This window comes from Cytobacillus praedii (assembly GCF_001439605.1).
Taxonomy (GTDB): domain Bacteria; phylum Bacillota; class Bacilli; order Bacillales; family Cytobacillaceae; genus Cytobacillus; species Cytobacillus praedii.
In genome coordinates this window covers 41538-55619 of the sequence record NZ_LMBX01000023.1, presented here as the reverse complement: position 1 = coordinate 55619, position 14082 = coordinate 41538, and the positions used below count along the sequence as shown (strand labels likewise).

The window sequence follows — 14082 nt, the reverse complement described above, 5'->3', positions numbered from 1 at the left end:
ACCTACACTCGATTAATTTTCGGCGGAATACGGTCATCCTTAAGGCTCTTGTCATTAATTTTCGGCTCCATATGATGGATGAAATTATTAATATTGGAGCGGTGGAGAAAAATTAGCAATAAAAGAAAGATAGAAAATATGAGTTCATATTCGAGACCTGGTGTGAAAAAAGAGTAAAACAGCAGGGTTAGTCCAACAGTAAGAGAACCGTAGAAAACATACTTAGTAACAAATATGACAAAAACAAAAGCAAGATAAGCAGCTAAAAACATCCAGATGTTCGTTACAAGCAAGACACCTGCAGTTGTCGCGATGGCTTTCCCGCCGCGAAAGCCTGCGAAAATCGGAAAGCAATGGCCAATGACAGCGATAAGGCCTGGCAATAGCGGATCAACATCTGCTTCCAGCAATGCAGGCAATGAGGCAGCAAGTGCTCCTTTACTAACGTCAACTAACAGCACGACAATGGCGGCTTTTTTTCCAAGTACCCGTAGCGTGTTAGTTGCCCCCGGATTATTGCTTCCATGCTCTCGGATATCAATATTAAATGCAAACTTGCCTACAAGAAGAGCTGTTGGAATGGAACCGACTAAATAAGCAATTAGAAAAAGTAATAAAGTCATCCTATCATCCTTTTTTTAAATTCAGTAAAAAGATTAGCTTCATTTTACCATGTAATGGGTAGAGTGGGTGCAATTAATAAAATTGGAAGTATAATAGAAAGTAAATATAAGTATTTGAGGTGTACCTATGTTTATAGCTATTATATTAGTTATTATTTTACCGGCTCTTGCAGGTGTATTCACGATTGTTTTCATGAAAAAAGGGGATGAGAACTACGGAAGCTCCTCAAAAAGAAATACAACCAATCTTTCTTTAATATATATTGTCGTCATCATCATATCATTCATTGCGTTAGGTTTTTATATTTGGTTTAATTGAAGTGGATAAAAGGCTTGTGAAATTTATATGCTAGAAACGCTTAGGAACGCTATTCTTCCAAGCGTTTTTTACTGTTTGAAAGAACCATGCAAAAAAAACAATGAAAAAAATTATTTTTAGTGTAGGGGCACAATCTCTTTTCTTCGTCTATTAGGGTGGAAGCTATAAGAAAGGGGGGGAGAGAGATTAGCGACCAAGTTCTTATCCAAAAAGTAAAGAGCGGCAATGACCATGCCTTTCGCTTGCTGGTTGAAAAGTATCGCAATGATTTGTTCCGGACAATTTATGCTGTACTAAGAGACCAGAAAGAAGCGGAAGATGCCGCACAAGAAGTGTTTTTAAAGATCTATACCTCTCTCCCCCAATATGAGGATCAAGGCTTTAAAACATGGATAACAAGAATTGCCGTAAATCACGCAATTGATGTAAAAAGAAAACGTGATCGAAGGCAAGAAGATACGCTGGAAAAAGTAGAATATGATTTTCAGGAAAGCCAAAGTGAAAGTGTGGAAGCTGAAATCATTAACAAAGAAAGGCGGACTCTTGTTCGCAAAAAGCTAAATGAGCTGCCTGCAAATTATCGGAATGTAATCTATGATTTTTATATAGCCGAAAAAAGCTATCAGCAAATGGCTGAGGAACAGAATGTTGGAATCAAGACGATAGAGACGAAGCTTTACCGTGCACGTCTATGGATGAAAAAGCATTGGAAGGAGGACGACTTTTCATGATGCATTATTCAGAGCAAGAATGGATGAAATACGTGAAGAATGAGTTGGATAAAGATGTACGGGAGGAGTATGAGAACCATCTTTATAGCTGTGACCAATGTTTGGAAAGTTATCTAATGGCGGTAGAAGCAGAGGAAGCAGAGTTACCGATGATTTCAAATGAAGCTGATTTTACTACTCTTGTCATGGCTCAAATTGCGGATGTGAAGAGGGAGACAGCACAGAAATCACTAATAGGGAAAAAGAAAAAATCTATTTATCAATCATCATTTTTCCATTATTCAATTGCAGCGGCAGTGACGATTCTATTAATGACAACTGGCGTCTTTCAGTCAATTACTCAATATGCTGAAAACGTGCAGAATCCTAATCTTCAGGAAGAACCATCAATGACACAAGGACTTGTTGATAAAACCTTTGCTTGGATGGATTCTTTAGAAGGAAAAACAAAGGAGGTAGATAAATAATGAAAAATCCAATTATCGCTTTTTTATTAGCGTTTTTCCCAGGCGGAGGGCTGCTTTATTTAGGGAAAATTTTACGTGGAATTGCTTATATGTTTGGGGAATTTCTCCTGATTTCCGTTTTCTTTTTAGCATATGCAAACGGGGAGGGGGAAGTTGGATTTGCAATTTTTGTATTAGGAGTGATTCTTTATATTATTAATTTAGTTGATACAGGCATCACTGCATCTAAGCTTTTTCAAAATAATAAGGTGCAGGCAGAACCTAGTGCATCACCGGCGAATGATTTCGAGTATGAAAGATTTCGCACACTGCTCTTATCATTTATTCCGGGGATTGGTCATTTTCAACTAGGATTAATGAATCGCGGGATGACATTGCTGACAGCATTCCTAGGATTAGGGATTATGGTACTATTTGTAACTGCGCTAACTCATCGTGGTGAATTCCTAGTATTTCTAGCAATTCTTCCAGTTATTTGGGTGTATGGCTTCTTTGATGCCATGCAGCAATTGAATCGCAAGCAGCAAGGAGAAACGCTTGTTGACCGAACAATCCTCGATGATTTCGAAATGAGGAGAGAGGATGGCAAGAAAAGCAAAGCAATTGCGACGTTCTTGTCGATTTTCCCAGGAGCAGGTCATCTATATCTTGGACTGCAGCGCCGTGGCATTCAATTGATGGCAGCTTTTCTATTCTCAATTTATATATTGGATATATTGCGCTTAGGGATTTTCTTGTTCTTAATTCCAATTATTTGGTTCTATAGCTTCTTTGATGGATTGCAAAAGGCTTCTAAATACGGAGATGAACCGGTAGACGATACACCAATTATCTCTTATTTTATCAATCAGCAAAAATGGATCGGAATTGGACTTGTACTTCTTGGACTATATTATTTAACAACAAGTATTTTGCTGCCAGTTATTTCACCAATGGTCTATGACATGATTGATATCGATATAAGATTTTGGTTTGACCGCTACTTCCAAACAGGAGTTGTATGTATCCTCCTAATTGGGGGAGGCTTAAAGCTTCTTTTTGGCAAGCGTGATAAGGAAGTTGAGCTGCTGGATGAATAGACATTTGGACTTTAGCTGGTTATTTATAAATAGAAAGGCGGGATTTTAATGAGGACATGGCGTGTCGGGACGTTTTCGATGGGGGCTTCGCTCCTTTTTCTCGGTATTTTTCTTCTATTATCTCAATTTTTCGGAATGGATCTTATGCACGTAATGATTTCCTGGTGGCCAATTATTTTGGTTGTTCTCGGGATTGAAATACTACTTTTCTTATTTCTATCACGGCAGGAGAAGCCATTTTTAAAGTATGATTTTTTAAGTATTTTCTTTGTTGGTATTCTTGGTACAGTTGGTATTGGCTTTGCATTACTTAGTTCAACAGGGATTATGGACAAGATGGATGATGTACTAAAACGAGAAGAGAGAACGATGGATCTGCCGGCTTTAGAAAAGCAGCTGAGTGAAGGAGTTCAAAGAGTTGTGGTAGATACAGGTGGACGCTATCCATTAACGATTGAAGGTACACCAGCGAAAGAAGTTACGATGTTTGGGACATATAAAGCTTTATTAGGGAAAAAGGAAAAGCTACTATCGAATGCAGAAGAGTATGTAGCGATTCAAGAGAAAGGTGATACCCTTTATGTGAAGGTAAAGGATCTTCCAAGTGAAACGGCTGGACCTTTTGATAGATACGCAGATCTGTCCGCCACACTTCTTATTCCGAATGATGTAAAGCTAGAAGTAAATGGGGATAATAGTTCAATCACGCTCAAGCCGCGAACGCTTATAAGCGACTGGACGATTGATGAAGCCTCTTATCTGTCTGTTCAGCTCCAGAATAGCAGTGATGTGAAAGTAACAGCGACAGAGGTACAAGATTTTCAAGGCAATCGTGAAAAGTGGAAGATGACAGAAGAAAATTCGACCGAGCATCCATATGAAGTACCTGTCATTAAACTTGCGACATACCAAACGGGCAAAGGTGAGCATAGCCTGACAATAACGAATAGCGATCAGTTGATTTTTAGCACAGTTGATTAATAAAAAATAGAGGTGTACCCGGATGGAGATTCGGGTATTTTTCTAGTGAATGAATAGAGTAATTTAGGGTATAATTCTCTTTATCGCAGATAAAAGGGCTGTAAGACCCCCAACTTCAAGAAATTGAAGAGGACAAAAAATACTAAGCAGGGATCAACAGCACGTAAAAGCCCGATGACGCACTGGATGTCCAAGTCAGGCGAAGACCCAAATACGTGGCGGTTCTGAGCGTGATAAGTTCAACTAACAATCAGCTGGGATGAAAGGCCTCCCCAATGATTGAAGTTTTACTTTAAGGTCAAATAGCATAAAAATTGATAAGTTCAACCCATTTAGTTATGATGTTAAATGATGGGAAAATGAAAATGAAGAGTTAAATTAAGATGAGTAATAGGGATGATGGGCGATGAAAAGAGCAAGAATAATTTATAATCCAACTTCAGGCCGAGAGCTGTTTAAGAAACATTTGCCAGAAGTTTTGCAAAGACTAGAGATTGCCGGATATGAAGCTTCCTGTCATGCAACCACTTGTGAAGGCGATGCAACGGAAGCGGCTCGTGTTGCGGTAGAACGCAGGTATGATCTTGTGATTGCAGCAGGTGGAGACGGAACGATCAATGAAGTTGTTAATGGACTTGCTGAACAGGAATACCGTCCAAAACTCGGGATTATTCCAACGGGGACAACAAACGACTTTGCGAGAGCTCTTCATATACCAAGAGATGTTGTAGCAGCAACAGAAATTATTGTTCAGGGAGACACTATTCCTGTAGATATTGGACGCATTAATGATAAATACTTTATTAACATTGCTGGCGGCGGCAGGCTGACAGAATTAACTTACGAAGTGCCTAGCAAGCTGAAAACGATGATCGGCCAGCTGGCCTATTATTTAAAGGGAATTGAAATGCTGCCATCGATCCGTTCGACGGAAGTAAGCATTGAATACGATGGAAAGCTATTTGAAGGGGAGGCCATGCTTTTTCTTGTTGGTTTAACGAATTCAGTTGGCGGCTTTGAAAAGCTAGCACCCGATTCGTCAATCAATGATGGGCTGTTCTCTTTATTAATCTTAAAAAAGACAAACCTAGCTGATTTTATACGTATTGCTACACTAGCGATACGCGGGGAGCATGTGAACGACCCCCATGTTATTTATACTCAGGCAAACCGGATCAAAGTACACTCCAACGAAAAGGTACAGTTGAATTTGGATGGTGAATTTGGCGGATTGCTTCCAGCGGAATTTGTGAATTTGTACAGACACCTAAATGTCTTCGTTCCGATTAACAAAATTCGTGAACAAGATTTACCTGATGAATGGAGAACAGAAGAGGCTCGCTCCGAGTAGGAGCGGGTTTTTATTATTTAATGAGTATAGCGCTATCATTAAGAAGTTTTAAGGTAATATTGCAGGTAATAGACTTTATTTGCGAGAAAAGAAGTTTATTTGCGAAAAAATGAATTTGATTGCAAACAGAAATTATTTTATCGGAAAGTCAATTTTATTTTTCAAAAGCTTAATCCTTTTTTGCAAATGATAAAATGCCTGTAATTACATTGATGGATTCAAATAGCATTTCGTATTCCTGCCCAATTTGTGATACACTTTCTCTAGTCATTCATCAGTAAAGGAAGAAAATAATGAATAAAACCGTACCAGTTCAAAAAAATGATTATATAGATGTTGTGTTTGAAGATTTGACCCATGAAGGAGCAGGCGTAGCAAAGGTTGATGGCTATCCATTATTTGTACCGAATGGCCTGCCAGGAGAGAAAGCAAAGATTAAGGTCATTAAAGCAAATAAAGGCTATGGTTTTGGTCGTCTTATTGAAACGTACGAAGAAAGTCCTGATCGTGTCGAGGCACCTTGTCCCATTTATAAAGAGTGCGGCGGCTGCCAGCTTCAGCATTTAAGCTATGATGGACAGCTGAAAGCAAAGGAAAAGCAAGTGAGAGATGTGTTAACCCGCATTGGCAAGCTTGAGAACGTGAAAGTTCATCCGGTGCTTGGCATGAAGGATCCATGGCGCTATCGCAATAAAGCGCAAGTTCCTGTTGGAGAGCATGAAGGCGGATTAATTGGCGGATTTTATCAGCAGCGCACTCATCAAATTATCGACATGAAGGAATGCATCATCCAGCAGGAGAAAAACGATGAGGTCGTCCAAGCGGTGAAAGAAATTTGCAGCCGATATGGCGTCCGAGCCTACGATGAAGGAAGGAACAAAGGCGATCTGCGCCATATAATGGCACGATATGGACTTGTCACAGGGGAAGTTATGATCGTCCTTGTTACTAGAACAAAGGATTTGCCGAATAAAAATAAGATTGTTGAAGAAATTATTTCCCGGATTCAAGGAGTGAAATCGATTTGCCAAAACGTCAATTCGAAAAAAACGAATGTCATTTTTGGTGATGAAACAAAAGTCCTTTGGGGGGAGGAAGTCATTTACGATTTCATTGGTGACACTAAATTTGCAATTTCTGCGCGTTCTTTCTATCAGGTCAATCCAGAGCAGACAAAAGTATTATACGAAAAGGCATTGGAATACGCTGACCTAAGCGGTGAAGAAAATGTCATCGACGCCTACTGCGGAATCGGCACAATTTCCCTATTCCTTGCCCGAAAAGCAAAAAGGGTATTCGGTGTCGAAATTGTACCAGAAGCCATTGAAGATGCAAAAAGAAATGCAGAACTTAATGGAATCACAAATGCAGAATTTGCCGTTGGAGAAGCGGAAATCGTCATTCCAAAATGGTACAGCGAAGGCAATACTGCAGATGTATTAGTTGTGGACCCACCTCGAAAAGGCTGCGATGAAGCCCTTTTGCAAACGATTATTGATATGAAACCGAAAAAGGTTGTATATGTTAGCTGTAATCCAGGGACATTGGCCAGGGATTTAAGAATTTTAGAAGATGGCGGATATCAAACGGCTGAGGTGCAGCCGGTGGATATGTTCCCGATGACAATGCACGTGGAAGCCGTTACAAAGCTGGAGTTGAAAAGTAATCATTGACCTCTAAAGGAATGTAGATAAGGGAAGGCGAATAAGTTATTTGTTCCAATCGAAAGTGGAGAATTTAATAACTGCTCTAGAGCTGCTTTATGGACCATGTATATCATACTTTATCTAAGAAACAGATCATGTGAAAATTGTATATATATACGGGTTCTAGATTGCCAATTCGGAAAATGCCAACAAGAATCGAGTAGTACCAAGGATTAAACATATTTTGTAATTTTCAATTTCATGAAAGATAAAAGGCGACTTCCTATCGTTAAAATGGGATTCGCCTTTTGCTATGAAAGGGATTAATTGTTTAATTAACCAGCTGCAATAACGATTCATTGTCAGATAATCCTTAGCTTTTCATAAAATCTTGGGGACTAACACAAAGACACTATATATTTCTTAATATAAGTTATTTTCTTTGTTCTCCTAGACTTGAAGGTTTAACTCTTAGTTTCCTTATTTCTAGTGAAGATTCTTCTTTTGTAATTGTACCTTCCTTTAGTTTTTTATAAATTGTTTCGACCTTAGCCGTTGTTTCGGCATCTGAATGATCATGCAGGCTTCGTAGTTCCTCTAGATTTGGAAGGGGGACTCCTAGTTTTTTAAGCTCTGATATGGCCACATCGTTTGTCATGGTTCCGGCCAATACTTTCTCTAAAATTTCCTTCGCCTTTGCCCTTGTTACCGCATCTATATTTATGAACTTGTCGGTCGCATTTTCTTGTTTTGGAAGGTTAATTCTTTGTTTCCTTAATTCCAGAGCTTCCTCTGAAGTTAACCTTTGTGCTTTTAATTTTCCGGCAAGTGCTTCTAATTTTTCTTTTGTGGCTGCATCTAAATTAGCCAGATATTCATTTTTATCCACTTGGTCAGGGACAGTAAGTCCTAGTGCTTTTAGTTCCTCTCTGATTTTTTGAATGTTCTCTTGTGATAGGGTATTCGTTACATATTCTGCAGATTGCTTTGCTTTACTGTTTTCCTGAGTAGTGGTCGCGAATGCAGATACTCCCATTCCTCCAGCAATTCCAAATGATAGTACCCCTGTCAGGATGTAACCAAGTAACTTTTTTTTGTTCATTGTATTATCCCCCTATATTTATAAATAGATTTTTCCACTTACTAAATTCTATGCGGAAACCTAGTCAAAAGCACATCTGTCATAATTGCATTCAAGGCCATTGAAAATGGCTTCCGGTAATCCTTCATCATATTCAGAAGTTATTAAAGCAAGAAAGAACAAATTTTGTTCTCAATAAAGAACCATAATGATAATTCTAATGGTTTTCTTATAAAAACACAACCATTCTCTATCATTAATATGAATAGGATTAAAACATATTATGAACAGTAAATGTGTTATTGAAACCTTAGTTACTTGAGGAGGGGAATTATAATAGAAATAAGTCTTTTCACCTATACACATTTCTTTTGTTCTTAATTAAGAAAAAAACATTCGTTTTATTGTTTTTATTTTCAGAATATTGCTGTATAATTCAATTAAATGAAAGAAGTTACTTTCATTTCATTTTTTTGATCTTAATGTTCTTTATGAAGAACGAAGGAGGGGATTCAAACTTTGAGAAATGAAGAGATTTGAAAGTTTTTCTTCAAATCTCTTCGTCAAAACCTAGAAATAGTATCAAAAAATTACTCATTCTCTTACTAAAGAGGATGAAATAGATTCTATTTTTTAGGTGAGTGAATAGATTAATAGTGTTCGTCAAAACGGACAAAAGAGGAGAAGGAGGAAAGTCAATTGGGGAAAAGAAAGTTTACAAAGCTATTTAGCAGTATCCTAGCTTTTATCATGGTGTTATCACTAGTAATGCCTGTATCAGCGACAGAAACGGGAGCAGGAACAGAAACAACAGAGCAGAAAGCATTTAAGCAGCAGCAACAAAGCGAAAGAAACATGCTGCTAAAGGCAGCAATTGCAGAGCAGCAGGAGGCCTCAGAAGGATTACCAAAGCTGCATAAAGATTTACAGGATAAATCAGGTACGGAAAAGATTCCAGTTATCATTCATCTATCGGAAAAGCCGGTAGCATTAGAAAAAGGGATAGAAGAGCTAAAAGGAAAAGCACTATCAAACTCACAGATTTCACAAATCCGCAGTAAAATAACTAGACAGCAAGCAAATGTAGACAGGGAAATGAAAGTAAAGGGCATCACATTTGAAAAAGGTTTTGCCTATGATACTGTTCTTAATGGATTTGCTGCTAAAGTAAAAGCAGATGACCTCAAAAAACTTCTGGAAGTTACAGGTATCACTTTAGTAGAACCAGATGCAATTGTTCATGCATCAGATGATAAAAAGCCAGTAGATTCATCATCTGCCCTTGAAAAAATTGTAGATTACGAGGCAAAGATGAACACAAGCATCTCATTTTTAGGAATAGAGAAGCTATGGGATAAGGGGTACAAAGGAAAGGGAATCAAAGTTGCTGTACTTGATACAGGAATAGATCCGGATCATCCTGAATTCCAAGGAATCTACAAAGGCGGAAAAAACTTCATTCCAAATAGCTCAACCTATACACGCGAACGTGCAGATAATGATGCACGTGAAACATCACCGAAAGAGCGCCCGGCTAACCAGCCAGAATTCAATGCACAGGGCCGAGCCTTCTATACGGATCACGGTACACACGTTGCAGGAACAATAGCTGCTATTGGTGCCAACGAATATGGAATTAAAGGAATTGCCCCAGAAATAGATCTATATGCTTACCGTGTACTTGGAGCATATGGAAGCGGATCGTCGTCAGGAATAATTGCAGCCATCGAACATGCAGTTAATGAAAAAATGAATGTCATAAACCTTTCACTTGGTGGAGGCCCTAACTCTGAAACGGACGGAGGATCATTTGCGATTAACAATGCCATGATGGCTGGAGTGATCTCTGTCATCGCAACGGGTAACGATGGACCAAACCGTGGGACAATGGGAACTCCATCAACAGCACGTCTTGGAATTGCAGTTGGAAACTCAACAAATCCAGAAACCCAATACAATGGGGAAGTAACGGTTAAAGTTGGTAACGACTATAGCTTTGCTAAACAATTGAAGTTTATGGGTACAACATTTGGACAAGAGTTACAGAATCAACTAGCTGGTGAGTTCGAGCTTGTTGCTATCCCAGGAGTAGGTAATAAAGCTGACTTTAACGGCATTGATGTAGAAGGAAAGGTTGCTCTCATCGCCCGTGGGGATATTGCATTCGTTGATAAAATTGCCAATGCAAAGGAAAACGGTGCAGTCGCAACAATTATTCATAACTCCTCAGGTGGAACAAATGCACCAGGCGTTTCAGATGTATTTTTAGGTGATTCATTTGCATTCCTTCCGTCAATCGATATGTCTACAACAGATGGAACGGCTATTCGTGAGGCACTTAAGGCAGGAAATGGTACTGTCACATTTGGTAACTTCGACCAGGAGCGCTCTGAAGGTGATGAAGTCAGTGATTCTAGTTCTCGTGGTCCGTCTACACCGAACTTTGATATTAAACCAGATGTAACAGCACCTGGAACGAATATCATGTCTTCAGTACCAGCTTATAAATGGGATTTCCCTGAAGCAAGCTATGAAGAATCTTATGATCGTTCTTCTGGAACGTCAATGGCAACACCACATATTGCTGGAATTGCCGCACTGATCAAACAAGCTAACCCAACTTGGGACGCGTTTGATGTGAAAGTTGCCCTTTCTAATACAGCAAAAATCCATAACACAAATAAGTATGATGTCTTCACTCAAGGGGCAGGACGTGTTGATGCCTATGCTGCAGCATTCCCAAGCGTACTTGCTTATGCCGAAGATGAAGCTGTACTTGATGCGAGCGGTGAAATTGTACCAAACCTAAAAGGCACTGTGACATTTGGTCCGCAAAAACTGGACAATGACATTACAGTCACGAAGCAAATTCGTGTGAAAGACCTTAAAGGAGCAGGTGGAAACTTCAGTGTGGAAGTGGACGTAACTAAGTCATTTGCTGATGCAACATTAACAATTGATCAATCTTCATTTACATTAGCACCAAATGGTGAACAGTTATTAAACGTAACATTAACTGCTTCGCAAAACGCTGCAGCCAAAGCTGGAGACGAATATTTGGGCTATATCCATATTAATGGCGGCGAAAATCATGTTTCCTTGCCGTTTGCTGCTGACTTCGGTGGTGTAGCACCGACAGAAATAAAGGATATGCGAATTACTGAAACAGATCTATCCTTTAATGGGGATGGAATTAAAGATTCTGCTATGCTTTACTTCACAATTACAGGGGATGTCCTAACCAACTATATTGAAATTTGGGACATTCAAAACCCTGAAGGCGGACAATATGGCGATGGCTATATTGGTTACTTACATGCAGCTAACTCATTAGGCGCAGGATCTTACCAATTGGGCATCACTGGACAATACAGACCTTGGGGAGGAACTGGGGCAGAAAAGATTCCTGATGGACTTTATACAATTGACTATAATGCACAGGCAGCATCAGGAGAAGTACTCGGTGACTATGTTGGCCCAGTGGTTGTAAAAACAACAAAGCCTGAAATTGAGGGAAAAGTAACAGAAAATAAATTGACAGGCAGCGTAAAAGATAAGTACATTGACTACAATGATGTCCTAAAACCGTATGGGCTTCATTACGAACTCAATACAAAACTTAAGGCTTCTTACGTCATCACAAACGATGGGAAAGCAGGTACTGCAGTACCATTCACACTAAATCAAGACGGTACATTTGAAATCGAACTAACTGAAGAAGCAGATACAGTTACAGTACATGTAGATGATGCTGCTGGAAATAAGGGGAAAGCAGACATCGCTGCAGAAGGAGCAGCTGAAATCAGCCTATCAGTAGATAAATCAGATGTGAAAATTGAAAAAGGTAAAACCGCAACAGTAAAAGTAACACAAACAACGAAAGATGGCGACCAATCAACGGATGAAGATGTGACAGCTAAAGCTACTTACACAGTGGCAGATGAAGCAATTGCAACAGCAGAAGCAGGTGTCATTACTGCAAAAGCTGCTGGCAAAACAACTGTTACCATCTCATATGGCAAAAACGAAGTAAAAGTAGCTGTTACTGTAGTGGATGGAGAGCCAGGTTCAGAGCCGGAAATTAGCCTATCTGTTGATCAATCTGCAGTAACGATTAAAGAAGGCCAAACAGCGGCAATTAAAGTAACACAAACAACGAAAGATGGGGACGAAGCGACAGAAGAAGATGTAACAGCTAAAGCCACTTACACAGTAGCAGATGAAAAGGTTGCAACAGCAAATGCAGGAGTCATCACCGCAAAAGCTGCTGGTGAAACAACACTTACCATTACTTACGGCGATAACTCCGTAACGGTAGCTGTGACAGTGGTTAAAGGAGAGCCTGACCCAGATAAGGAAACTAGCTTGAAACTAGAAAATGTAGCTTCAAGTGAGAAAGGCCCTTATGTATATATTGAAAAGGGAAAAACATATAATTTAAAGGTAACGGAAGTAACAACAATCGGTGATAATACAACAGAAGAAGATGTAACAGCTAAAGCTGCGTACAAAGTGGCAAACGAAAGCACTGCAACGGTTCAGAATGGTGTAATCACTGCCAAGAAAGCAGGAGTCACAGAAATGACCGTCACCTATGGTGAGAACACAGTGAAGGTAACAGTTATCGTTGGTGACCCTGGCGGCGGGGAAAGACCGCCAACATTACCAAGAACAAGTAGCGCCATGCTCTTGTTGTAATCACGTTGTTGTAAAATAATTTGAAAATAGAAGAAGAGTCAGCGTTTCATCGCTGGCTCTTCTTCTATTTAATTTGAAAACTGTTATTCGTTAAGAATCTCTTAGAAGGGCAATGAACTAACGCAAATAAGCTAGAGCAGTTATGCAAAATGATGAGTTAGTATGAAAGGAGCTGCTATATAGAGTTTTTAATTTCCTGTTTTATTAGAATTTGAGAAGCTCACTATTCGCTAGCTTCATAAATTAAGTACAACCGTTTCCAAGATTTTTTAAAATCGCCAAGGTAACAGTGTTCACAACTCCAATCATCGTAATAATCAATGTATTCACCATTGCACCAAGCCACATGTCTCCTGTCAATTTGTATAGGCTTCGACTAATAATTGCCGCTGCAAATAATAAGAAAATAGAGGGAAGTAAAAAATAGTTAGTAGAGTCTAGTCTAATAGAATTCGGCAGCAATTATGATTTATTACTACAAATAAGATAATTAACAACATTTCCTATTTATTAAATGTCTAAATGTATGATATTATTTTTAAAAAAAGAAGAGGTTTATCATATGAATTCAACATCCTTAACGACGGAAACAACTAAAACAAAAACACTAGTTATTAATGCACTTTTCATTGCATTAACGCTAGTAGCTACGATGTTCATCAACTTAAAGCTCCCAATCATGGGGAACGGTGGTTTGATCCACTTAGGCAACGTGCCTCTATTTATTGCGGCATTGGTTTACGGCAAAAAAACAGGAGCCATAGCAGGTGCCTTCGGAATGGCCTTCTTTGATCTTATATCTGGCTGGGCAGTATGGGCACCATTTACATTTATCATTGTTGGTTTAATGGGATATTTAGCTGGCTTAATCGCTGAAAAAACACCTGGCAAAAGAGTTCTAGTTAACTCTCTAGCAGTTGCAGCTGCACTTATAATTAAAGTTGTTGGCTATTATTTTACTGAAGTAATTATTTACGGAAACTGGGTTCTGCCATTCGGCTCTATTCCAGGAAATATAATGCAGGTTGTCATTGCAGGTATTATAGTAGTTCCACTTGTGGGACGCTTGAAGAAAATTTCATGACATTCTAGCAACAAAATGAAAA

At 39.1% G+C, this 14082-nt stretch carries 11 protein-coding genes; 9 read left to right on the top strand and 2 right to left on the bottom strand.

From position 1 onward, the window contains the following. Nucleotides 1-2: 2 nt before the first annotated feature. Complete coding sequence (gene plsY, locus ASU02_RS20170; protein ID WP_057766998.1) at nucleotides 3-623, bottom strand: glycerol-3-phosphate 1-O-acyltransferase PlsY; 621 nt, start codon at nucleotides 621-623, stop codon at nucleotides 3-5. A 127-nt stretch (nucleotides 624-750) separates the two neighbouring features. On the opposite strand from plsY, the gene ASU02_RS20165 reads away from it, so the two are divergent. The 7 genes from ASU02_RS20165 (at nucleotide 751) to rlmD (ending at nucleotide 7224) form a co-directional block, all read left to right on the top strand. Next, nucleotides 751-942, top strand: a complete 192-nt coding sequence (locus ASU02_RS20165) for a hypothetical protein (RefSeq protein WP_057766996.1) — start codon at nucleotides 751-753, stop codon at nucleotides 940-942. 155 nt (nucleotides 943-1097) lie between these two features. Continuing rightward, nucleotides 1098-1673, top strand: a complete 576-nt coding sequence (locus ASU02_RS20160) for an RNA polymerase sigma factor (protein ID WP_057766994.1) — start codon at nucleotides 1098-1100, stop codon at nucleotides 1671-1673. Beyond that, nucleotides 1670-2140 (top strand): anti-sigma factor, encoded by a 471-nt coding sequence (locus ASU02_RS20155; RefSeq protein WP_057766990.1) that lies wholly within the window; start codon nucleotides 1670-1672, stop codon nucleotides 2138-2140. The genes ASU02_RS20160 and ASU02_RS20155 overlap by 4 nt, the downstream gene beginning before the upstream one ends. After that, complete coding sequence (locus ASU02_RS20150; RefSeq protein WP_057766988.1) at nucleotides 2137-3219, top strand: hypothetical protein; 1083 nt, start codon at nucleotides 2137-2139, stop codon at nucleotides 3217-3219. The genes ASU02_RS20155 and ASU02_RS20150 overlap by 4 nt, the downstream gene beginning before the upstream one ends. 48 nt (nucleotides 3220-3267) lie before the next feature. After that, nucleotides 3268-4200 carry a hypothetical protein gene (locus tag ASU02_RS20145; RefSeq protein WP_057766986.1) on the top strand — a complete coding sequence of 311 codons (933 nt, stop codon included), beginning with the start codon at nucleotides 3268-3270 and terminating at the stop codon, nucleotides 4198-4200. A gap of 406 nt (nucleotides 4201-4606) precedes the next feature. Continuing rightward, nucleotides 4607-5551: a diacylglycerol kinase gene (locus tag ASU02_RS20140; RefSeq protein WP_057766984.1), complete on the top strand. Its 945-nt coding sequence runs from the start codon at nucleotides 4607-4609 to the stop codon at nucleotides 5549-5551. 293 nt (nucleotides 5552-5844) lie between these two features. Further along, the gene (gene rlmD / locus ASU02_RS20135; RefSeq protein WP_057766981.1) at nucleotides 5845-7224 is read left to right on the top strand and encodes a 23S rRNA (uracil(1939)-C(5))-methyltransferase RlmD; all 1380 of its coding nucleotides are present in this window, start codon (nucleotides 5845-5847) and stop codon (nucleotides 7222-7224) included. A gap of 406 nt (nucleotides 7225-7630) precedes the next feature. Here the strand turns inward: rlmD and ASU02_RS20130 are convergent, their stop codons facing one another. Further along, nucleotides 7631-8299 (bottom strand): hypothetical protein, encoded by a 669-nt coding sequence (locus ASU02_RS20130; protein WP_057766980.1) that lies wholly within the window; start codon nucleotides 8297-8299, stop codon nucleotides 7631-7633. 729 nt (nucleotides 8300-9028) lie between these two features. Here ASU02_RS20130 and ASU02_RS20125 point away from each other — a divergent pair. Further along, nucleotides 9029-12976 carry a S8 family serine peptidase gene (locus tag ASU02_RS20125; protein ID WP_456297729.1) on the top strand — a complete coding sequence of 1316 codons (3948 nt, stop codon included), beginning with the start codon at nucleotides 9029-9031 and terminating at the stop codon, nucleotides 12974-12976. A 562-nt stretch (nucleotides 12977-13538) separates the two neighbouring features. Next, nucleotides 13539-14060 (top strand): ECF transporter S component, encoded by a 522-nt coding sequence (locus tag ASU02_RS20120; protein ID WP_057766976.1) that lies wholly within the window; start codon nucleotides 13539-13541, stop codon nucleotides 14058-14060. Nucleotides 14061-14082: the final 22 nt, after the last annotated feature.